The 21,918-nt window shown below is 73.1% G+C and carries 17 protein-coding genes; 8 read left to right on the top strand and 9 right to left on the bottom strand.

Translation table 11 applies throughout. The annotated features are described in order from the left end of the window. Positions 1 to 439, top strand: a 439-nt coding sequence (locus ACL03H_RS23490; RefSeq protein ID WP_412813482.1) for an MCE family protein, incomplete at its 5' end; no start/stop codon positions are given. A gap of 60 nt (positions 440 to 499) precedes the next feature. On the opposite strand, the gene ACL03H_RS23485 is transcribed toward ACL03H_RS23490, so the two are convergent. Continuing rightward, entirely contained in the window at positions 500 to 1,585 is a 1,086-nt protein-coding gene (locus ACL03H_RS23485; protein WP_412813481.1) for an AraC family transcriptional regulator, read from the bottom strand. 139 nt (positions 1,586 to 1,724) lie between these two features. Between ACL03H_RS23485 and ACL03H_RS23480 the strand changes: the two genes are divergently transcribed. Both ACL03H_RS23480 and ACL03H_RS23475 read left to right on the top strand, forming a co-directional pair. Then, the gene (locus ACL03H_RS23480) at positions 1,725 to 3,566 is read left to right on the top strand and encodes an AMP-dependent synthetase/ligase (protein ID WP_412813480.1); all 1,842 of its coding nucleotides are present in this window, start codon (positions 1,725 to 1,727) and stop codon (positions 3,564 to 3,566) included. Between the two features lie 411 nt (positions 3,567 to 3,977). Beyond that, positions 3,978 to 7,274 carry an arabinosyltransferase domain-containing protein gene (locus ACL03H_RS23475; protein WP_412813479.1) on the top strand — a complete coding sequence of 1,099 codons (3,297 nt, stop codon included), beginning with the start codon at positions 3,978 to 3,980 and terminating at the stop codon, positions 7,272 to 7,274. Positions 7,275 to 7,414: 140 nt separating this feature from the next. Here ACL03H_RS23475 and ACL03H_RS23470 read toward each other — a convergent pair whose 3' ends face one another. Next, a complete protein-coding gene (locus tag ACL03H_RS23470; RefSeq protein ID WP_412813478.1) occupies positions 7,415 to 8,578 on the bottom strand; it encodes a glycoside hydrolase family 25 protein in 1,164 nt (387 codons plus the stop codon). Positions 8,579 to 8,767: 189 nt separating this feature from the next. On the opposite strand from ACL03H_RS23470, the gene ACL03H_RS23465 reads away from it, so the two are divergent. Beyond that, the gene (locus tag ACL03H_RS23465) at positions 8,768 to 9,514 is read left to right on the top strand and encodes an SDR family oxidoreductase (protein WP_412813477.1); all 747 of its coding nucleotides are present in this window, start codon (positions 8,768 to 8,770) and stop codon (positions 9,512 to 9,514) included. Positions 9,515 to 9,630: 116 nt separating this feature from the next. Here the strand turns inward: ACL03H_RS23465 and ACL03H_RS23460 are convergent, their stop codons facing one another. Next, positions 9,631 to 10,347 (bottom strand): YqeB family protein, encoded by a 717-nt coding sequence (locus ACL03H_RS23460; RefSeq protein WP_412813476.1) that lies wholly within the window; start codon positions 10,345 to 10,347, stop codon positions 9,631 to 9,633. Between the two features lie 89 nt (positions 10,348 to 10,436). Between ACL03H_RS23460 and ACL03H_RS23455 the strand changes: the two genes are divergently transcribed. Both ACL03H_RS23455 and ACL03H_RS23450 read left to right on the top strand, forming a co-directional pair. After that, positions 10,437 to 10,751: a hypothetical protein gene (locus ACL03H_RS23455; protein WP_412813475.1), complete on the top strand. Its 315-nt coding sequence runs from the start codon at positions 10,437 to 10,439 to the stop codon at positions 10,749 to 10,751. A gap of 267 nt (positions 10,752 to 11,018) precedes the next feature. Next, positions 11,019 to 11,444, top strand: coding sequence for an FHA domain-containing protein (locus tag ACL03H_RS23450; RefSeq protein ID WP_412813474.1), 426 nt, complete (start codon positions 11,019 to 11,021; stop codon positions 11,442 to 11,444). 116 nt (positions 11,445 to 11,560) lie between these two features. On the opposite strand, the gene ACL03H_RS23445 is transcribed toward ACL03H_RS23450, so the two are convergent. The 4 genes from ACL03H_RS23445 to ACL03H_RS23430 all read right to left on the bottom strand — a co-directional run bounded on the left by ACL03H_RS23445 (position 11,561) and on the right by ACL03H_RS23430 (position 17,615). Then, positions 11,561 to 13,414: an alkyl/aryl-sulfatase gene (locus ACL03H_RS23445; protein ID WP_412813473.1), complete on the bottom strand. Its 1,854-nt coding sequence runs from the start codon at positions 13,412 to 13,414 to the stop codon at positions 11,561 to 11,563. Positions 13,415 to 13,456: 42 nt separating this feature from the next. Continuing rightward, positions 13,457 to 14,755, bottom strand: a complete 1,299-nt coding sequence (locus tag ACL03H_RS23440) for an MFS transporter (protein WP_412813472.1) — start codon at positions 14,753 to 14,755, stop codon at positions 13,457 to 13,459. Positions 14,756 to 14,855: 100 nt separating this feature from the next. Beyond that, positions 14,856 to 16,025, bottom strand: coding sequence for an acyl-CoA dehydrogenase family protein (locus tag ACL03H_RS23435; protein ID WP_412813471.1), 1,170 nt, complete (start codon positions 16,023 to 16,025; stop codon positions 14,856 to 14,858). An 18-nt stretch (positions 16,026 to 16,043) separates the two neighbouring features. Then, a complete protein-coding gene (locus ACL03H_RS23430; RefSeq protein ID WP_412813470.1) occupies positions 16,044 to 17,615 on the bottom strand; it encodes an acyl-CoA synthetase in 1,572 nt (523 codons plus the stop codon). Between the two features lie 129 nt (positions 17,616 to 17,744). Between ACL03H_RS23430 and ACL03H_RS23425 the strand changes: the two genes are divergently transcribed. Both ACL03H_RS23425 and ACL03H_RS23420 read left to right on the top strand, forming a co-directional pair. Then, the gene (locus tag ACL03H_RS23425; protein ID WP_412813469.1) at positions 17,745 to 18,380 is read left to right on the top strand and encodes a TetR/AcrR family transcriptional regulator; all 636 of its coding nucleotides are present in this window, start codon (positions 17,745 to 17,747) and stop codon (positions 18,378 to 18,380) included. A 181-nt stretch (positions 18,381 to 18,561) separates the two neighbouring features. Next, complete coding sequence (locus ACL03H_RS23420; protein WP_412813468.1) at positions 18,562 to 19,581, top strand: LLM class flavin-dependent oxidoreductase; 1,020 nt, start codon at positions 18,562 to 18,564, stop codon at positions 19,579 to 19,581. Positions 19,582 to 19,692: 111 nt separating this feature from the next. Here the strand turns inward: ACL03H_RS23420 and ACL03H_RS23415 are convergent, their stop codons facing one another. Together ACL03H_RS23415 and ACL03H_RS23410 are read right to left on the bottom strand one after the other, a co-directional pair. Beyond that, complete coding sequence (locus ACL03H_RS23415; RefSeq protein WP_412813467.1) at positions 19,693 to 20,724, bottom strand: saccharopine dehydrogenase NADP-binding domain-containing protein; 1,032 nt, start codon at positions 20,722 to 20,724, stop codon at positions 19,693 to 19,695. Further along, positions 20,724 to 21,737 (bottom strand): condensation domain-containing protein, encoded by a 1,014-nt coding sequence (locus tag ACL03H_RS23410; protein WP_412813466.1) that lies wholly within the window; start codon positions 21,735 to 21,737, stop codon positions 20,724 to 20,726. The genes ACL03H_RS23415 and ACL03H_RS23410 overlap by 1 nt, the downstream gene beginning before the upstream one ends. Between the last annotated feature and the right edge of the window lie 181 nt (positions 21,738 to 21,918).

Raw genomic sequence — 21,918 nt, 5'->3', positions numbered from 1 at the left:
GCCCGAATACCCCTGCCTGCTGCGCAGCCTCACCGGCATCATCCCGCGCGTGGACGAGGTGTTCGGGAAGGACTCCGCCGAGCCCGGTGCGCACGTGACGCTGGAGGTCGTGGCCGCGCGCGGGGAGTACCGCCCGGGTCAGGACGAGCCGGAGTACGCCGACGAACGCGGACCCCGCTGCTACGACTACCCGGCGGGAACCCGGCCGCAGTACCCGCCGGACGGGCCGATCCAGGACGGCTCCACCGCGCCGGTCGCGGGAGCGCCGCCGGGCGCGGGTGGGTCCGGCGGGCTGGGCCTGGCGAACTCCCCGCAGGAGCGCGCCGCCGTCTCGACCGTGCTCGCGCCCTCGATGGGCACGCCCGCGCGCGCCGTTCCGCAGTGGAGCTCCGTCCTGGTCGGGCCGGTGCTGCGCGGAGCCGAGGTGAGCTACCGCTAGCGGTGCCCGAAGACCCGCCGGGCCGGGCCGGGCGCGGGCCCGTCCCGGCGGATCCCTCCGCTACGCGCCGCGCCGTCGGGCGAACGACATCGGTGTCGTCCCCGTCCACCGCTTGAACGCGTGGATGAAGCTGGCCGCCTCCGCGTAGCCGAGCCGGATGGCGATGTCGTCCACCGACAGCGCCCCGTCCCGCAGCATCCCCTCGGCGAGCGCCGAGCGGACCTCGTCGCGCACCGCCTGGAAGCTGGTGCCCTCCGCGCCGAGCCTGCGGTGCAGCGTGCGCGCGGTGATGTGCAGCTTGCGCGCCACGTCGTCCATCCCCAGCCGCACCCCGTCCGGCCGGAGCAGGTGATCGCGGACCTGCTTGGCGAAGCCGGTGCGCTCCCGCCGCCCGGCCAGCAGATCCCTGCACTGCGCCTCGCACATCGCCAGGGTGTGCTCGTTGGCCTGCGGCAGCGGCCGGTCCAGGAAGCCCGGATCGAGGATGATGACGTCCAGCGGGGCGCCGAATTCCGGCACCACGCCGAAGAACTCCTGCAACGCCTCGCTGCCCGGGGGCTCCGGCAGCGTCAGTTCGATGCGCCGCACCGGGATCGGCGCGGGCAGCAGCTCCACCATGATCGTGTGGATCGCCGAGAGGTCGCGGGCGATGAGGAACTCCCGCACGTCCGCGGGGATCGCGGAGGCGTCCAGCTCCACCCGCAGCTCCTCGCCGTCGAACCGGATCCGCGGGATGCAGAAGGCGAAGCTCAGCTCCAGGTAGCGCAGCGCCACCGCCATCCCGTCGCGGACCGCGGGGCTGCTGATGAAGGCGAACCCCAGGATCCCGTACGCGGTCAGGTGGTACCGCAACCCCGCGAGCATCCCCAGCCCCGGCACGTCCGGCAGCGCCTCCACCAGGTTGCGGACGATGCGCAGCTCCTGGTGGGCGTCCACGGACAGCTCGGGGTCCTCCAGCTCGGGCTCGGTGAGCCCGGTGCCCCCCAGCACCACTTCGGCCGCGACCCCGTGGTCGGCCGCGAACCGGGTGAGCAGCAAGGCGCTGATCGGGCTGCGCGGGAAGTCCCAGTCCCGCACGACGGGGTCCGGGATGATACCGGTCGCTCCCGCGGCCGGGTTGTGATCGTCGTCGCGTCTCTGCGGCATGTCCGGAAGTATCAATCACGTGACCTCTGACGTCATAGCCCCCACCCCTTTCCCGCATAACGTGATCGTGACCGAGCACACCTCCGCGCGACTCGGCGCGGACGCGCAACACGCACACGCATCGCAGGGGGACGCGCACATGACGCCGACGGAGGTCCAGGCCGAGCGCGACGAGATCGAGGCGGCCATCGACGGCCGCACCGTGCCCAGCCTGCTGGCCGACATCGCCCGGGCGCGCCCGGACGAGACCGCGCTGGCGACCGCCGATCGCAGCTGGACCTGGTCGCAGGTGCACGGCACGGCCCTGAGCATCGCGGCCGGGCTGCGCGCGCTGGACGTGGTGCCCGGTGACGTGGTCTGCGTGATGGCGGACAACCGCCCCGAGCACGTGCTCGCCGATCTCGGCGCCTCCACCGTCGGCGCGACGACCACCACGCTCTACGCCACCCTCGCCCCGGAGCAGATCCGGCACGTGGTGGTGGACTCGGGTGCGAAGGTGGCTTTCGTCGAGGGCGAGGAGGCCTGGCAGCGCTGGTCGGCGGTGCTGGGGGAGCCCACCGAGCTCGGCGTGGTGATCACCCTCGGGGTGCGCGCCGAGCCCCCGGCCGGTTTCCCCGGGCGCGTCCTCACCTGGGAGGAGTTCCTGGAGCTGGGCGAGGCCGCGGACGAGGGCGAGTACTGCCGCGAGGACCCCATCGCCCAGCGGGAGCGCTGCCCGGACCCGGAGGACATCGCGGTCCTGATCTACACGTCCGGTACGACCGGCACCTCCAAGGGCGTGGAGCTCAGCCACCGCGCCCTGCTCTACGAGGTCGAGGCCCTGGCCCGCGCAGCCGGCCTGCCCGACCACGTGGTCAGCCTGTCGTACCTGCCGCTGGCGCACGTCGCGGAGCGGGTGCTGTCGGTGTACCTGCCGCTGCGCTCCGGCGGGGAGACGCACTTCTGCGCCAGCGTGAAGGAATTCCCGCGGCGGCTCGCCGAGGTGCGTCCCACGATCCTGTTCGGCGTCCCGCAGGTGTGGGACAAGCTGCGCAACGGCATCGAGGGGCGGCTCGCCGAGCAGGGCGGCCCGCGCGGGAAGCTCGGGAGGTGGGCGCTGCGCGCCGGGCTCGCCGGGGCGGATCCGGGCGCACCGGTGGGACGGAGGCTGCTGGCGCGGCTCGCGCACCGGGCGGTGCTGCGCCGGATCCCGGTGGCGCTGGGGCTGGACCGGTGCGCCGTGCGCGCCGTCGGTGCGGCACCGCTGCCGCCGGGGCTGGAGCGGTTCTTCGCCGGGCTGGGCATGGAGCTGACCGGCGTCTACGGGTTGTCCGAGACCTGCGGTGCGGCGGTGATGCACCGGGCCGGCCACCCGCGTCGTCCCGGCACCGTCGGCGTCGCGATGCCCGGGGTGGAGCTGCGGCTGACCGAGGAGGGCGAGGTCCTGGTGCGCGGACCGCTGTGCGCCTCCGGGTACCGCAACCTGCCCGACGCCGACCGCGAGCTGTTCACCGCGGACGGCTACCTCCGCACCGGAGACCTCGGGTCGCTGGACCAGCAGGGGCTGCTGCGCATCACGGGCAGGAAGAAGGAGGTCATCATCACCGCGGGCGGGAAGAACATCAGCCCGGTCGCGGTGGAGTCGCTGCTGGTGGAGCACCCGCTGATCGAGCAGGCCCTGGCCCACGGAGATGGCCGGCCGCACCTGGTGGCGCTGCTGCTGCCGGACGCGGCGGAGCTGCGGAGCTGGGCCGAGCGCCACGACCTCGCCGGCGCCGACCGGTCCGCGGTGCTGGCGGATCCCCGGCTGCGCGCGGAGGTCGGCGAGGTGGTGGCGGCCGCGAACCAGCGGCTCGCCCGCGTCGAGCAGGTGCGCGGCTGGGAGTTCGCGCCGACGGAGTGGAACGAGGAGGCCGGCGAGCTCACCCCCACCCGCAAGATCCGCCGCGCCGTGGTGGTCAAGCACAACCAGCGGCACCTGGACGCGCTGTACGAGAAGTGATCCCGGCCCGGCCTCCGGGACCGCCCCCGCGTGGAACGGTGGAACGGATGGCCGCACAAACGCGCTCGCCCGGAATGCGATTCGAGCCCGGAACTCCGCGTCGAACTCCGCGCGAATCCGCTCCCTTTTCCTCGAACGACCCGATCGGGCGACAGCAGCGGGAACGGCTCGGGGAAGCTCGATTTCGCGGGCCGCCCCCGGACACCGCCGCGTGCGCTGCCGGTACCGCCGCGGTGACCGTCTGAACTGGACGTTCGGCCCGTTCTTGATAACCGGTAGATCACAGATCGCTGAGAGGAACCTGAGTCCTGGGGCCGATTCCCTCTGCCGTGTCGTTAACCGGTGTGGCGACCCCAACACGGAGCTCGACGCTGCGACGTCGCGGTAACACCGCCCGCTATTCTCCGGGGCGTGCTCAATGCGGAGAAGAAGGACGACACCGATCAGCCGGAGGCGGATTCCGCGCCGTCCTCGGAACCCGAGCGAACCCGGCCCGATCGGCGGCTGCTGCGACTGCGGCTGCTCGCGTCGATCCTCGGGGTGCTCGGGACCGTGCTGTCGCTGTCGGTCCCGTTCCTCCCGGTGCACCACGACATCACCACGCTGCGCTGGCCCACCGCCAGCGGCACCACACCGGTCTCCGCGCCGCTGACGACCTTCGCCCCGGTGTGGCTCGACGCGGACATCCCCTGCGCGAGCGCGCGCAGCCTCGACGCGCGCACCGCCGGACCGGCGAACCTGCTCAGCACGAACCCGCCGAACTCCGACAACGGCCGCCTCACCGGGATGAGCCTCACCGTCGACCAGGGCCGGATCACGCTCCTCTCGCAGGGACGCCAGGTCAACACCACCGCGATCCCCGAGGGCGACTGCACGCTGGCGCTGCACAACGACGCGATCGGGTTCAAGGCGGGCTTCGGCGAGGACCGCTGGCTGACCAACATCGCCGGGGACCACCGCCCGCAGCTGACCGGGATCTACTCCGACCTCAACGCCCGCGCGGACGACGTCGCCGGGCTGCGCTTCGAGGCGCGGGTGGACAACCGCTTCGAGAGCTCGCCGACCGCGCTGAAGCTGACCGTGATCGCGCTGGCCGTGCTGTCGTTCATCGGTGCCGTGGTGTGCCTGCGCCGCCTGGACGTGCGCGCCGGGCGCCGCCCGCCGCGCTGGGTGCAGCCGGGGTGGTGGAAGCCGACGCTGCGGGACGTCGCCGTGCTCGGCTCGCTCGCGGTCTGGTGGCTCATCGGGGCGATGAGCTCCGACGACGGCTACACGATGGCCATCGCGCGGGCGCGGGAGTCCGCCGGGTACATCAGCAACTACTACCGCTGGTTCGCCAACCCCGAGGCGCCGTGGGGCTGGTTCTACGAGATCTACGCGCTGTGGGTGCAGGTCTCCACCGCGATCCCCTGGGTGCGGTTGCCCTCGCTGCTGATGGGGTGCGCGAGCTGGCTGCTGATCAGCCGCGAGGTGCTGCCCCGGCTCGGCCAGCAGGTCCGCCGCAGCAACGCCGCGGGCTGGGCGGCCGCGGCCGTCTTCCTCGCGTTCTGGCTGCCCTACAACAACGGGCTGCGCTCCGAGCCGGTCATCGTGGTGTTCTCGCTGCTCGCGCTGTGCGCGGTGGAGCGGGCGGTCGCGACCAGCAGGTTGATGCCGGCGGCGCTGGGCCTGGTGGTGGCCGCCCTGGCCGTCGGGGCGGGACCGCACGGGATCGTGGCGGTGCTGCCGTTCATCGCCGCGCTCAAACCGCTGATCCGCCTGGTGCAGCGGCGGGCGAAGGAGTTCGGGTGGCTGCCGGTGCTGGCGCCGATCTCGGCCTCCGGCTTCGTGATCCTCACCTGGCTGATCTGGGACCAGACCTGGCGTTCGATCATGGACGCCACCAACCTCAAGATCGAGCTCGGGCCCAGCGAGAAGTGGTACCAGGAGCTCAACCGCTACAACATGCTGTTCAGCCAGATCCCGGACGGCTCGCTGACGCGGCGGTTCCCGGTGCTGCTGGTGATGCTGTGCCTGGCCACCTGCGCGGTGGTGCTGCTGCGCCGCGGACGGATCCGGGGTGCCGCGCTCGGACCGAGCCGGCGGCTGCTGGCGGTGGCGGCGATGTCCTTCGTCGCCCTCGCGCTCACCCAGACCAAGCACACCCACCACTTCGGCATCTTCGCCGCGGTGGGCGGGGCGGTGGCCGCGCTGACCGCGCTGGCCACGAGCACCACGGTGCTGCGGTCCCGGCGCAACCGCGCGGCGTTCCTCTCCGGGCTCATGGTGATCTCGGCGTTCTCCGCGACCGGTCCGAACGCCTGGTGGTACGTCTCCGGGTGGGGCGTGCCCTGGTACGACATCCCGCCGCGGATCGACGGGCGCAACGCCAGCTCGATCCTGCTCGGTTTCGCCGCGATCGCCGCGATCGTGGCCCTGGTCGAGCACCTGCGCGGCGAGCGCAGCCTCGCCCCGGCCCCCGCTCACGGCGTCGAGCACCGCAGCCGCGCGCTGCGGCTCGGCACCGCGCCGCTGTCGCTGATCTGCGCGCTGCTCATCGTCGGTGAGCTGGCCGCGTTCGGGAAGGCGATCCAGGAGCGCCAGGGCGGCTACAGCATGGGCGCCGACAACATCAAGCAGCTCACCGGTGGCAGCTGCGGGCTCTCCGACTACGTCTACGTCGAGACGAACCCGCAGGCGGGGATGCTCAAGGTCTCCCAGGACCAGCCGACGAACCCGGCTCCCGCGTTCTCCCCGGACGTGCCGGTCCCGTCGAAGCGGCTGGAGGGGGAGGAGACGCCGGAGGAGTACCTGGGCGCGAAGCTCACCGGTTTCACCCGCGACGGCACGCCGTCGGGCCAGCGGTCGCTCGACGACGAGTGGCGGCCGCCGTACCAGTTCGGCGGTGACAACGCCCCGGTGTGGGGCAGCTTCACGCCGCAGGGCACCGGCGAGCTGCGCACCCAGTGGTACGACGTGCCGGAGCGCGCCGCCCGGGGCGAGGTCCCGATCGTGCTGGCGATGGCCGGCATCGAGGGCGGGGCGAACTCGCTGGCCGTGGAGTTCGGCAAGGACACCGACCAGGGCTTCCAGATCACCGCGCGCCGCTACCTGCTGCAGGCGGGCGGCCCGTCCTGGCGGGACCACCGGCTCGTCGTGGACGGCGACGCCCAGGGCACCACGAAGATGCGCGTCGTGGCGGTGGACCAGTCGGTGTCGCCGCGCGGCTGGCAGGCGGTCAGCGCCCCGCGCGCTCCGCAGCTGACGAACATGACCGACGTCGTCGGCGACAGCCCGGCCTACGTGGAGTGGCCCGCGACGCTCGTGCACCCGTGCCTGCAGATCTCCGGGCTGCACAACGGGATCGCGGAGATGCCGCGGTTCCGGGTCGCCGGTGGTGAGGCGGTGCGCCCGACCGGGCAGGGCTGGTCCTCGCCGGACGCGGGCGGGCCGTTCGGCTGGCTCAACGTGGCGGCCAGCATGAGGGAGCTGCCGACGTACCTGAAGAACGACCTCTACCGGGACTGGGGTTCGCTGTACGCGGTGGACCCCTACGAGCGCGGTGCGCTGCCCGCAGAGGCCGCGATGCGGGTGCACGAGGAGACGCACTGGGGGAACTGGAGTCCGGGAGTGATGCCGCGGACGGTCTCGTTGCCGGGGGACGTGCCGAGTTCGGACGACCGCAACGACATCCGCCCGCTGGACACCGGGGGCGGGGACGAGGACTGACCGCAGCCGCCCGGCCCCGCTTGCCGCGCGCGCTGCCGGGTGGTGCCGGTGCCGCTCCGGCCGCGCCGTCGGCGCGGGACGAGGCACCACCGGCACCGTCCGGGTGCGCGGTCACGAGCGGAGGCGGTCCGCGTCGAGGATCACTGGGCGGGCGGCTGCGCCGGGTCCCCGGGCGGTGCCTGCTGGGCGGGAGCCTGCGGCGGGACCTGCTGCCCGGGGGCTCGGTGCGCGGCGAGCCGGGTGGCGATCGCCTGCACCACGGCCTCCGTGCGGGCCGGGTCCGCGGTGCCGAACACCTCGGTGACGGAGTCGCGGATGGCGGGGCCCACCGCCTCGGCGACGACCGGGCGCAGCGCCTCGGCCACCGCCGCCGGGTCTCCCGCCCCGCTCGCGTTGATCATCGACGGGAGCTGGTAGACGACCCCGTTGGTGTCCCGGATCGCGTCCACCGCGGGAACCAGCACGTGCTCGGCACCCGGGACGCGGGACGGCCGCGGCCCGAGCAGGGCGTTGAACATGTGCACCAGCAGCCCGATCGCGGTGTGGTTGCCCGCTTCGGTGCCCCAGCCCACGATCTGGCCCTGCGGACCGCGCGGGCCGAACAGCTCGTAGTGGATCTCGTTGAGCTTCTGCGCCTGGTCGGGAGTCAAGTCGTCCTCCGGGGTAGATGAGCTGAGCAGGCCCGCGAGTTCCTCGCGAGTACCGCGGAACGCGTTCGCGTCGACCGGCGCGTGCCCGGCGACGGTGGCGGAACTGGTGAACTGCAGGACCGCGACGCCGAGACCGCCGTAACCGCCCCACTGCGCGTCGTAGAAGTCCCGGTAGCGCTCGTAGATCGCGCTGGCGTAGCCGCCCTCGTTGCTGGCGTAGCGCGAGTACCACAGCGGTGGTAGTCCGGCCAGCGACGGCGAGCCGATCTGCTCCCAGTACCAGCGGGGCAGGTACAGCAGCGGGGACCGGTATCCGGCCGCGACCAGCCGCCCTATGATGTCGCGAGTCAGGTCCGGGCCGCCCCCGCCGTCCTCCACGTCGAGGATCACCGGCACGTCGGCCGGCACCGTGGCGATGATGTGGCCCGCCTGGGACGCGGCGCTGGAATCGGCGCGCTGGTAGTGGTATGCGGCGGTGAGCAGCCCGGCGCCCCGCGCGTTGGCGAGGTTGGCGCCGAACCTGCTGTCGACGAAGGAACTCCCCTCGGTCGCTTTGAGGAAGGCGAAGTCGAACCCCTCGGCCCGGGTGCGGCCCAGGTCGAACGCGCCTTGGTGGTGGGAGATGTCGATGCCGTAGAGCACGGCTGGCCTCACCTCGCGGATGGTCGGCGGCGGTCGGAGCGCGGGACCTGCCGGGAATGATCAGGGCACTACGTACGGTAGCCATCTTTCGCGCCGAGTGGCGCGTTTCGGGACGAATCGGGCCCGAAAAGCCCCGTGTTGAGACCACCCGGCCCGTTTCCTAGGGTTTGCTGCGGAGATCGTTCGATCAGGGGAGTTCGCGTGACGCAGACCGCCGTGGTGACCGGAGCGAGCAGTGGTATCGGCGCGGCGACCGCCCGCCGCCTGGCCCAGGACGGCTTCCACGTCGTTGTCGCTGCACGCAGGCAGGACCGCCTCGCCGAGCTCGCGGCGGAGATCGGCGGCCGGGCGCTCCCGCTGGACGTCACCGACCAGGAGTCCGTGGCGGCCTTCGCCGCCGAGCTCGACGCCTGCGACGTGCTGGTCAACAACGCCGGTGGTGCCTGGGGTTCCGATCCGGTCGCGAGCGGGAACGCCGAGGAGTGGCGGCGGATGTACGAGGTGAACGTGCTCGGCACGCTGAACGTCACCCAGGCCCTGCTGCCGCTGCTGCGCGTCGGCGGCGGCACGATCGTGAACCTCACCTCCACCGCCGCCTACGTCAACTACGAGGGCGGGGCGGGTTACAGCGCCGCCAAGCACGGCCAGCACGCGCTGACCGAGACGCTGCGCCTGGAGCTGGCGGGCGAGCCGATCCGGGTGATCGAGGTCCAGCCGGGCATGGTGCGCACCGACGAGTTCGCGCTGAACCGCTTCCACGGCGACGCGGACAAGGCCGCCGCCGTGTACGCCGACGTGGACCGGCCGCTGAGCGCCGAGGACGTCGCAGGGGTGATCGCGATGACCGTGGCCCAGCCGCTGCACGTGAACATCGACAGGCTGGTGCTGCGACCGCTCGCGCAGGCCGCCCAGCACAAGGTCCACCGCGGTCCGCTGTTCGAGGGCTGAGCTCGTCGGCCCGGCCCGCGCCGGGGTGCCTGGGACGTCGCGAGCCGGTCCCCGCTCCGCGACCGCGCCGCTGACCGGTAGAGGTCGGGAACCCGACGAGGTTCCCGACCGGGCGGTCACTCCCTGGTGCGGTGGGGGCGGGGACGCACGTGCTGCGCCCGCTTCTGGTCGCGGACCAGGTATCCGGCGCCGCGCAGCGCCTCCCGAAGCTGGGCGGCCTCGCCGTCGTTGCGCTTCTTGAGCGCGTGCGCGCGGGTCCGCAGCAGCGCGTCGGCGCGCGCGCTCACCCCCGGCGTGCCCTCGACCCACAGCTCGAACTCGCGCCCGTGCGGGTCGGCGTCGAGCCAGCGGTGGCCGTGCTCGCGGAAGGCGGTGCGCAACGCGATCGTCGTGATGTCGGTGCGCTCGCGGGCCAGCTCGTCCCCGTCGGCGTCCTGCAGCACCAGCGCGTCGCGGTCGGCGAACGCCGCGGCGATCCGCGCGCCCTCGACCTCGATCGGGGCCCGCCTGCCGCGGCGCAGCTCGACCCGGTCACCCGCCACGGTGACCGTCAGCCGATCGTTGATCAGGAACGAGGTGAAGCCGAGGCCCGCGAGCGCCCCGAACGCGGCCAGGCCGATCGTGCCCTGCGGCTGCGGCCAGGACGCCACCAGCTCGAACGGTCCCTGGAACGGGAACCACGGCAGCCCGGCCACCACCCCGGCGGCGAGCGCCAGCAGCCATCCGGCCACCGCTCCCAGCACCGGTAGCGCGACGGGGGCGCCGAAGCGCAGCCAGGCGGGCTCGACGACTACCGAGGGCGACCCGGCGGCCGGAGCGGAGTCCTTCGTCATGCCTCCCATTGTTGGAGCGGGTGCGCGGCGCGCCGCCGCCGGGGTTCTCCGACTGGCGATCGAGCGGTTCTGCTTGTCCAATGAGCGCCATGACGACGTCGCGGTGGGTGACCGCAGGAGTGCTGGCCGTGTCGGTGCTGGGGGCGGCGGGATCGGCCGCCCCCGCGATCGCCGGTCCCGGTGACCAGGAGGTCACCGTGACCGGCCGGGTCGAGGCCGGGGTGGAGCCGCGCTGCTTCCTCCTGCCCGGCCAGGGCCGCACGCCGTACCTGCTGGTCGGCGGCGACCCGTCAGTGGTGAAACCGGGCGCGCACCTGGTGGTGCGCGGTCGGCCGGACCCCGGCGCGCCCAGCACGTGCATGCAGGGAACCCCGCTGCACGTGACCGAGGCGCACCCCGCTTAGGAGCCGGACGAGGCGGCTCCTGGGAGCGGGGAACGCCGGCGGGGGCCGGTCTGCCGTGGTCGGGGCGGCAGACCGGCCCCCTTCACGTCGGGGCACGCGCGGCGGTCGACCGATCGCGCTCACCCGTCCGGTCGGGTTCCGCGACCGGTCCGTCACGCGGTGTGCGCGAGACCACCGCCGGTTAGGGACCTAGGGCCCGGTCGTCGGTCCGGGAACGGGGTCACAGTGGGAAACGCACGCACTCCCGTGGTCCGCGCAAGGAGAGCCATGATGATCCGATCCCCGTTCGGCACGTATCGTCCCGGCACCGAGGACGCGGCCCGGGCCGCGGATCCCGTCGCGGTTCCCGAGCCACGGGCCGACGAGGCGGTGGCGCAGCCACTGGTGCGACCCCGCACGGGCGCGGCCGCCCTCGTGGTGGCCCGCGGTCCGGATCGCGGCGCGGTCTTCCCGCTGGAGCGGCCCTGCACGGTGCTCGGCAGGCACCGCGATTGCGACATCGTGCTCGGGGACGTGACCGTTTCGAGGTACCACACCGAGATCAGGCGGGAAGGCGACGGCTACGTCATCCAGGACGCCGGTTCGCTCAACGGGACCTACGTGAACCGGCACGTGGTGGACAGCTCGAACCTGGCCGAAGGCGACGAGATCTGGGTGGGCAAGGTCCGCTTCACCTTCCACGCCGGGAGCTGAGGGCGAGCGCTCGCGGGCGCGGTGGGGTCCCCCACCGCGCCCGCTGCGCGCGCGGGCGCCCGTCGAAGGTCCGCCCCGGGCGGAGACCCGCCAGCGATCCCCCCCGTGACGGTCTGTCAGGGAGTGACGATCGGGAAATCGCGGCGGGGTCTCTCGATGAGCCCGCCGAAGGCGCTGAGCGCACCGGCGTCGCCGGTCGTGGTGAGCGCACCGCTCCCGATGGCGTCGCGGAAGCTGGTCGCTCCGGTGAGGACGTCGTTCAGGGTGCCGCGCGTCAGGCGCAGGGTGCAGTCCGGTTCTTCACCTCCCGGGGGGTCGCCGGGCATGGCGGTGAGGGCTCCGTTGGACAGCAGCAGGCTCCACCCGTCCCCGGTGTCGGTGAACTCCCAGCGCAGCAGGAGTCGCCCGAGTTCAGCGGCGCGGGGACCGTTGATGCGCACGGCGATGCTCTGGAAGACCTGCTCGGTGGTCAGCGCCGCGAGCAGGTCGGCGGATCGCGGGGAGCCGGTCGCGGCCACGCCGCCGCGCAGCTCCGCGGCGCCCGTGAGGTAGAAGTTCCGCCAGGGGCCGGATTCGGCGTCGAACCCGAGCCGTTCCAGGGTGCTCGCTTGCAGCTCGCGCGCCTCGGCGTTGTCCGGTTCGGCGAACAGCACGTGGCCGACCACTTCCGCGACCCAGCGCAGATCGCCTTCCGCCGCAGAGGCGCGTGCCTTGGCCAGCACTGCCGAGCTCCCGCCCATGAAGTCCACGTACCGCTTGGCCGCTTCCACCGGCGGGTGCCGCCACAGGTGCGCGGGGTTCCCGTCGAACCAGCCCATGTACCGCTGGTAGACGGCCTTGGCGTTGTGGCTCACCGTGCCGTAGTAGCCGCGGACGTGCCAGGCGCGATCGAGCTGTTCCGGGAAGCTCAGCTCTTCGGCGATCTCCTCTCCGGTCAGCCCGTCGTTGATCAGGCGGACGGACTGGTCGTGCAGGTAGGCGTAGGCGTCCCGCTGCTCCTCGAGGAAGCGCACCGCCCGCTCCCGCCCCCAGGTCGGCCAGTGGTGCGAGGCGAACACGACGTCGAACCGCCCGTCGAAGATCCGCAGCGTCTCGGTCAGGTAGCGAGCCCACGCGCTCGGGTCGCGCACCAGCGCCCCGCGCAGCGTCAGCACGTTGTGCAGGGTGTGGCAGGCGTTCTCGGCCACGCACAGCGCCCGGTGCCGCGGGAAGTGGAAGTTCATCTCCGCCGGCGCCTCGGTGCCGGGCGTGAGCTGGAACTCCACCGGGACGCCGTCGAGCACCTCCCGCTGCCCGGTGTGCGTGATCCGCGCGGTCGGGGCGATGAGGCCGACCGCGCCCCGCGAGGTCGTCATGCCCAGCCCGCAACCGAGCTGGCCGGTGGGGGACGCGGGCAGCGCCGTGCCGTACATGTACGCCGAGCGCCGCCGCATCGCCGGGCCGGTGAACACGTTCTCGCTGACCGCGTGCTCCATGAACCCGGCGGGAGCGAGGACGGGGACCCTGCCCGCCGCGACGTCCGCTTCGTCCACGACCCCGCGCACCCCGCCGAAGTGGTCGACGTGCGAGTGGGTGTAGAGCACCGCGGTCACGGGGCGCGGTCCGCGGTGCCGCCGGTACAGCTCGAGCGCGGCCGCCGCGACCTCCTGGCTGATCAGCGGATCGACGACCAGGACCCCGCGGTCGCCTTCGACGAAGGTGATGTTGGACAGGTCGAGGCCGCGGACCTGGTAGATGCCCGGCACCACTTCGTAGAGGCCTTGGCGGGCGGTCAGCCGCCCCTGCCGCCACAGGGAGGGGTGGGCGGTGTCCGGGCAGGGCTGCGCCAGGAAGTCGTAGGCGTCGTTGTCCCAGACGACGCGCCCGTCCGCGGCCCGCACCACGCAGGGGTCGAGGCGGGCGATGAATCCGCGGTCGGCGTCGGCGAAGTCCTGCTCGTCGTCCGGGCGGGAGCGGGTGGATCGGGCCATGGGTGGTGTTCCTCTGCGTGGCGTCGGATGGTGGTGCGGTGGCTAGTTCCGGGTGCTGAGCCGTCGAGCATCTCGTTCCGGCCGGATGGTCGCCACGGCGAACGCCCCGCACACCAGCATGATCACGGCGCTGAGCGCGAAGGCGGTCGCGTAGCCGGCCCGGTCGGTGGCGGCCGCGTCGATGAGCTGGCCGCTGAGCAGGGGGGCGACCAGCCCGGGGAGGGTGCCGGTGGCGGCGACGATGCCGAACACCGCCCCGCGGCGGCGGGCGGGCACGACTTCGGCGGTGGTCATGTAGTGCAGGGGCAGTGCGACGGCGTGGCAGCCGAACGCCACCGCGATCAGCACGAGGCGCGGGCCGGTCGCCTCGACGAACGGGAAGGCCAGCATCGCGGCGCCGGCGATGATCACCGCGACGCCCTGCGGCGCGCCGGTCGACCACCGGCTGCTGAACCCCCGCGCCGTCAGCGCGCTCACCAGCGGGGACACGGTCAGCAGCAGGACGAGGCTCACGCCCGCGATGAGACTGATCGTGGTCGCGGTCGTGGCGGGCGTCATGCCCAGCTGCCCGGTCAGGTACACGGGTAACCAGGCGTTGCTGACCGTCAGCGCCCAGTGCGCGCCGAACGCGCTGGCGATGCTGCCCAGGACGGTGCCGTTGAGCAGGAGGCGCCGGTAGGGCGTCCGATCGCCGCTCGGTGCGGAACCGGCCGGTGCGCCGGTGTCGGCGTACGGGCCGTCGCTGCCGACCTTCCACCAGACGATGCTCCACGCGGCGCTGATCACCGCGAGCACCGCGAACGCCGCGCGCCAGCCGAAGGCGGCGATGACGCCGGTCAGCAGCGGTGCGGAGATGAGCGTGCCCAGCGCCGCGCCGCTGATCTGCAGCGCCGAGGGCAGCCCGCGCCGCTCCGGTGGGAACCACTTGTACAGGGCGTGCATGGACATCGAGGCCGCCGGCCCCTCCGCCGCCCCGAGCAGCACGCGGTTGGCGATGAGCGTCGGCACGGCGGCCAGCAGCAGCACCGGCAGCTGGGCCACCGCCCACAGCGCGGTCATCGCGCACAGCAGCACCCGGCTGGAGATCCGGGTGGACGCGAAGCCCACGATCAGGCCGGACGCGCTGAACAGCAGGTAGAACGAGCTGGAGATCGCTCCGTAGGTGCTGTTGCTGATCCCCAGCTCGGTCATGATGGCGTGGGCGGACAAGCCCAGCACGGCCTTGTCCGCGAAGTTCAGCACCATGAAACCGACGATCAGGACGGTGATCAGCCACGCGCGGCGGCGCAACGCCGGATCGAAGGCGGGCGCCGGGACGAGCTCGGTGCGGTTGCTGGCCATGGAGGGCTCCCGCGGGCACGTAGGTGGGGGAGGGGAGGGGTCCGGTCGTGGCGAGACCCCGTCGCGCGCCGGACCCGCGGGCTCGGTCCGGCGGATCGGTTCACGCCAACGACTTGGCGATCGCGTTCTTGTGGATCTCGCTGGTCCCGGTGACGATGCGGAACATGCGCAGGGTGCGGAAGATCCGCTCCACCTCGTGACCTCGGGTGAGCCCTGCCTTGCCGTGGATCTGCACCGCTTCGTCGGCCACCCGGAAGCAGGACTCGGCGGTCCGCAACTTGCACATGTTGGCCTCGGTGGAGATGTCCTCGCCGCGGTCGGCCTTGGCCGCCGTGGTCATGACGGTGGCGCGGGCGGCGTAGACGTCGGTGGCCATGTCGGCGAGCTTGTGCTGGATGGCCTGCAACTTCAGCAGCGGTTCGCCGAAAGCGGTCCGGTCCTTCGCGTACGCCACCGACAGGTTCCAGGCGCGGCGGGCCGAACCGATCAGCGAGGGGCAGTGCAACAGGCGGTTGAGGGTGATGCGGCCGATGCCGATGCGCAGGCCCTGGCCGATCTCGCCGAGGAGGTTCTCGGCAGGCACGCGGCAGCCGTCGAAGACGATGTCGCCCTCCATCCGCTGCCCGGACATCGGGACCGCGCCGTCGAGCACCTGGCAGCCCGGGCTGTCCAGGTCGACGAGGAAGGCGCTGTAGGTCTCCTCGAGTCCGGCCATCCGGGCGATCACGATGGCGAAGTCCGCGAACGGCGCGGCGGAGCTGAACACCTTGCGCCCGTGCAGCACGTAGTGCGCGCCGTCCTCGGTGGCCGTCGTGCTCATCCGCCGCACGTCGGAACCGGCGTCCTGCTCGGTGATGGAGAAGCAGCAGGCCAGTTCCCCGCGCAGCACCGGCAACACGTAGCGCCGCATCTGCTCCGGCGTGGCGTGCTGCGCGATCGACCCGGCCCGGAGCGGGCCGCCGAGGTCCCCCAGCACCGAGTGCGACAGCGCGGCACCGGAGGCGGTGAGCTCCTCCTTCAGCGCGCACAGCTCGAAGAGGCCGAGCTCCTGCCCGCCGAGCTCGGCGGGCAGGCTGATGCCGTAGAACCCGAGCTCGCGGCTGCGGCGCCAGACCTGTTCGAGCACGGACCGGTCCAGTTCGGTCTCCGCGGTGATCCCGCGCTCCCGTTCGTACGGCACGAGTTCCTCGTGCAGGTATTCGCGCAGCCGGGGCACCAGCTCTCGCAGCCGCGGGTTGTCCTCGTAGGAGGGTTCGAGGGTGAAGGTCATGCGGGTTCCCTGGTCGGTTCAGTGGACGCGGCGCTCGGCGCCGGCCCAGTAGCGGTCGCGGACGGCGCGTCGGTCGAGCTTGCCGTTGGGGTTGTGCGGCAGGGACTCGACCACGTCCACGGAGCGGGGTTTCTTCATCCGGGCCAGCCGTCGCGCGCAGAACTCGACGAGCTCGGCGGCGTCGAGCGAGCGCCCCGCGCGCGGTACGACGACGGCCTTGACCGCCTCGCCCCACCGCTCGTCCGGCACGCCGACCACGGCCGCCTCGAAGACGTCCGGGTGCTGGTGCAGCACGGCTTCGACCTCCACCGCGTACACGTTGAAGCCACCCGAGATGATCATGTCCTTCTTGCGGTCGACGATGAACACGTAACCGTCCTCGCGCTGGCGTGCGAGGTCGCCGGTGCGGAACCAGCCGTCGCGGAACGATTCCGCGGTCAGGTCCGGTTCGTTGAAGTAGCCGGGCACCACGTCCGGCCCGCGCACCGCGATCTCACCGATCTCACCGGCCGGCACCGGCCGCCCGCCTTCGTCGACGATCGCGACCTCGGCCTCGGTGCGCGGACGTCCGCAGGACAGCAGCAGTTCCTCGTCGTCTCCCTCGATGGCCCGCCGGTGGTCCTCGATGGACAGGAAGAGCACTCCGGAAGTGGTCTCGCCGCACCCGTAGCCCTGGGAGAGCACCGGCCCGAACAGCTCCCACGCTTCCCTGATGCGCTGCGGTGACATCGGCGCGGCGCCGTAGATGAGCCGGCGCATGCTCGTGCGGTCGTACTCACGGGCGTTCGGCAGCGCCAGCACGGCGTTGATCATGGTGGGGACGACGAACGCGTGCGTGGCGCGTTCCCGCTCCACGGTGGCGAGGAACTCCTCGGCGTCCCACCTGGGCAGGACGATCGCGCAGCCACCGGCGAAGAAGATGCCCATCAGCGGCATTCCGGAGGCGTGGGTGATCGGTCCCGCCAGGACCTCCTTCTCGCCGGGTTCGATGCGGGCGTCGCCCATCACCATCTTGCGCATCAGCGCCAGGCGGTTGCCGAAGGTCTGGATCGCCGCCTTGAGCTCGCCGGTGGAGCCGGAGGTGAAGTGCAGGACGGCGATGTCGCTGTCGGCGCAGTCCACGTCGACGGGCTCGGCGGGCGCGTCGTCGAGGAGCCCGCGGTAGTCGAGGATCCGCCCGCCGGACTCGTTCGGCGCCGCGCTGCAGTCGGTCCGGTCGAAGCAGACGACGGCGTCGAGGTGGTCGCCGGCCAGCCCGGTGCTCAGGTGTTCCGCGTCGACGAGCAGCACCCGGGCCGCCGACTCCCGCAGCAGGTGCGCCACCTCCCGCTCGCCGAGCCGCGCGTTGACCGGAGCGCGCACCAGCCCGGCCTTGTACAGCGCGACCTCGGCGACGACGAGCTCCGCCCGGTTGTCGGCGAGCGTGGCGACGCAGTCCCCCTCGCGCAGCCCGAGCCGGCGCAGCGCGGTGGCGAGCCGATCGCTGGCCTCGTCGAGCTCGGCGTAGGTGAGTCGGGTGTCGCCGCAGATCACGGCTTCCGCGTCGGGTTGGTGGGCGCGGGTGCGGCGCAGGTACCTCCCGAGGTTCATGCGATCTCCATCCACGCAACATGAACAAAATGAAAGTTAATGAACAATGTGTTCGGCAATGTACGTAGTCGGTCCCGTCGGGTCAACGGGCCGGCCGCGCCCCGGCGGCGGCCGGACATAATCCGGGCCATGAAGCAGGGAGAGGACCGTCGTGTTCGCCGCACCCGACGCGCGCTGCGCTCGGCGCTGGTCGACCTCGTGCTCGAAAGGGGATTCCGCCCGCTGACGGTCGAGGAGATAATCGACCGCGCCGACGTCGCCCGCGCGACCTTCTACGCGCACTACCAGGACAAGGAAGACCTGCTCGTCGGCATCGTCCGGGACCTCACCAACGACCGGGAGCGGCTGCTGCCCGCCGTGGAGCAGGCGCGGACCGAGGGCTTCACCGGGTTGCCCGTGCTGTACATCTTCCAGCACGCGGAGCGGGAGAAGCCGCTCTACCGGATCGTCCTGCGCGGCGAAGGCGACGGACGCGCGCTGCGCGAGTTCACCGCGATCCTCTGCGAGCGCGCGGAGAGCATCTTCCGCCTGCGGGCCGAACATCTCGGCGCCACCCCGCGCGTCCCGCTCGACGTGCTCGCCCGGGCTTGGACCGGTGAGCTCGTCGGCGTCCTGACGTGGTGGCTGGAGAACGACACGGGTTACAGCGCCGAGGAGGTCACCGCCCACCTGCGGGACCTGGCCGCCCACGGGCGGGCCTGGGCCTCCGGCGTCGCTCCGGGGGGCGCGTCGGAAGCGCGGGACGCGGGCGACGTCGGGGGCTGACCGTCGACCGGTGCCCGCCGCTCCGCCGGTCGCTCACCGAGGCGGTCGGCGGGCGCATCGCCTCGCCGGGCGGCACCGGGAGGTGTCTTTAGCGGCGGCCGGGCGCCGAGCGCGCCGTCGAGCCGCGAGGCCGAGCCACCTCGGAATCGGAAACGACAATCACTACCGATAAGGTGGTGGTGTGACTGGTACCCCGGAATTCGGCGTCATGTTGTTCACCCACCGGTTCGGCGGTCAGAGCGCCACCGAGGTCCTGCGGCTGGCCGCGGACGTCGCGCGGACCGCCGAAGACCTCGGCTTCGAATCGGTGTGGGTCACGGAGCACCACTTCCTCACCGGCTACGGGCTCAACCCCTCGGCGACGACGTTGGCGGCGTACCTGCTCGGCGCGACGCAGCGGGTGCGGGTCGGGACCGCCGTGACGATCCTGCCGACCCAGTCGCCCGTTCACGTCGCGGAGCAGACCGCGTTGCTCGACCAGCTGTCCGGGGGGAGGTTCGACCTCGGTGTCGGCCGGGCCGGACCGGTCGTGGACCACGAGGTCTTCGGGACCGGTATCGAGCGCTGGCGGACGGGGCTGCCCGAGGCGCTCGGCCTGGTCCTCGACGCGTTCGGCGGCGCCGTGGCGGCTGATTCGGAGCACTACCGGTTCCGCGAGGTGCGGCCGCAGCCGGAGCCCCTCACGCGACCGCACCCCCCGGTGCACGTGGCCTCGACCTCGGACTCCGGGGCCGACCTGGCCGCCCGGCACGGGCTGCCGATGCTGTTCTTCTTCTCCCAGACCGCCGACGAGCAGGCCCGGCTGGTGGCGCGGTACGAGCAGCGCACCGCGGCGCGGCCGGTGCACAGCGCCTCCGTGCTGGCCCACGTGACCGACTCCCCGGACGAGGCCGAGCGGGTGGTGCGGGAGCGGCTCGCGCCGGTCTTCGCCTCGGGGCACTCCGACTACGTGATGCTGGAGGAGTACGGCGGACCCCGGCCGACGCCCGCGGAACTGACCGCGGGCATCCTCGCCAACCAGCCCGTCGGCACGCCCGAGGTGTGCGCGCGGCGCCTCGCCGCCCTGATCCGGGACGGCGGGGTGGGACGGGTGCTGCTGCACGTGGAGGCCGCCGGAGAACGGGACGCGGTGCTCGCCAACGTCGAACGGCTGGCCGGCGAGGTGCTCCCGAAGGTCCGCGCGGAGCTGGAGGCGGCGTGAGCGCCCCGTCGCCGCGGCGGTGACGGGTGCGCGACCGATGCGCTCGGCAGGTCACCGGCGCGTTCCGGGTCGAACCGGTGGTCCGACCCGGAACGCGAGGGCGCGACGAGCTCAGAGCGCGAGTTCGTCCACCGAGGGATCGTTCGCGAGCCGTTCCACGACGGTCCCCGGGTCCAGCACCTCCGCGGCCCAGCCGACGCCGACCGGGACCTTCCCGTCCAGCACGTCCTCGACCGCGAGCGCGGTGAACGCGCCGGTGAGGGTGAGCGAATCCGCCGAGCGCAGCAGCGTGCGGCGGGTACCGCCCTCGTCGTAGCGGGCGGAGGCGAGCAGGGTGATGCCGGCGTCGTAGGCGGCCACGTCGGAGTCGGCGGCGCTGATGACGGCCTCGACGTGGGTCAGCGGGTCACCGGACTCCCACGCCGAGGCGAGCGCCTCGGGCAGCGCGGCGGTCGGGAAGACCGAGTACGCCCGTGCCTGCGCGGCCACCAGCTCGGCGGCCAGCCGCTGCACCTCCGCCGTCAGCAGCGGCGCGGCGTGCATCGGGCCGGTGAAGCCGGGCAGCACCACCGCCGGCTGGGTGACCAGTGCGGCGGGTTCGACGCGCCCGTCCCGCCACGCGGCCCGCGGCAGGCCGTAGCGGGGCGGTGTGGAGAGCAGGACGTCGGCGGCCGCGGCAGGGGTGAGGCGATCGGCCCCGCCGTTGTAGACGTCCAGCCGTCGCGGTCGCGGCGGGAGCAGCCGGGGGAGCAGGCCCGACAGACCTGGCACGACACCGGCGCCCAGCACGACCGAGCGACCACCCGTCGGGACCGGGTCGAGATCACCGGCGGGATCGACCAGGTGCGCGCCCGCGTGTAACGCCGCCGCCAGCACGGTGGGCGTGATCCGCAACGACGGTCCGGCGCACTGGACGACCACAGCGGCGCCCGCGCAGAACTCGGCCAGCTCAGCGGGGTTGGTGGCGTCGACGGCACGTGCCTCGGCCTCCAGCTCCGAAGCCAGTTCGGCCACGGTGCTCCTGGTTCGCGCTCCCAGCCGCAGCCTCGCCCTGCCGGTGGCCGCCAGCCGGTGCGCCGCGGTGCGGCCGGTCGCGCCGGTTGCTCCCAGCACCGCGACCAGCGGTCGCTCGTCGGCCGCCATCAGGCGTCCCGCCCGGCCGCCGCCGCACCGGCCACCGTCGGATCGGCGAGGAACGCGCGCACCGACACCGTCCTCGGCAGCGTCGCGGCGAGCTGCGCCAGCAGCCGGATCGCCAGCAGGGAGTCCCCGCCCGCGGTGAAGAAGTTGACGGTGCGGTCGAGCACGGGCACGTCCAGGAGGTCCTCGAAGGCCTCGGCCACCGCCTGCTCCGCGCTGTCGGCCGGCGGACCGGGCGGGTGCTCCCGGCCGGTCTCGGGCAGCGCCCCGATCCGCAGTCCCGCCGCTGCCGGGGGGTTCAGCGTTTCCGGCAACTCGGGCACGGCGTCCCAGCCGGGACCGTCGGCCAGCGAGGTGGCGAGCTCCACGAGTTCGGCGAACGCGCCGGCCACTTCCTCCTCGACGAACAGCTCCTCGACCAGCGAGAACACCAGCACCAGCTGCTCGTCGATCTCGAAGCAGCGGGTTTCCAGCGCGACCTGCGGGGTGCGCAGGTGGTGGGTGTAGTCCCCGGAGCGCACCCGGCCGAGCGGGCCCGCCTCCTTCGGCAGCGGGCTGCCCATGGCCGCGTCCATCCCGATGGTGGACTGGAACACCACGGGCGCCACCGGGCGGCGCGTGCCGAGCCGGCGCCCGAGTTCCCGCGCCACCTCCACGCCGGACACCAGGTTGTGCGCGGCGTGCTCGGTGAAGGCGTGCTGGGCAGCCCCGGCCAGTTCCGCGAACGTCATCCCGCGCTCGGGGGTCAGCGGGAGCAGCATCGTGGTGGCGAATCCGCCGATCACCCGGTGCACGTCGGGATGCAGCGGCAGCCGGCCCATCTGGAGTGAGTTCACCAGCATTCGCCGGTGCCCGGCCCACCGGGCGAGCACCACCGAGAACGCGGTGAGCATCGCGGTGGCAGGGGTGACCCCGTGCTCGCGGCAGGCCGTGCGCAACGCCGACCACCGGGCCGGATCGAGTCGGTGCTCGCGGTGCTGCATCACCTCGGGGGTGATGTCCTGCGGATCGACCACCAGCGGCAGGGCGGGCGGTGCCGGGGGGGGGGGGGGGGGGTCCCCCCCCCCCCCCCCCCCCCCCCCCCCCCCCCCCCCCCCCAAAAAAAGACCCCCCCCCCCCCCCCCCCCCCCCCCCCAACCCCCCCCCCCCCCCCCCCCCCCCCCCCCCCCCCCCCCCCCCCCCCCCCCCCCCCCCCCC

Origin of the sequence: Saccharopolyspora antibiotica (assembly GCF_047200635.1) — a bacterium.
In the GTDB taxonomy this organism is placed as follows: Bacteria; Actinomycetota; Actinomycetes; order Mycobacteriales; family Pseudonocardiaceae; genus Saccharopolyspora_C.
This window is presented reverse-complemented; position numbering and strand designations above follow the sequence as displayed.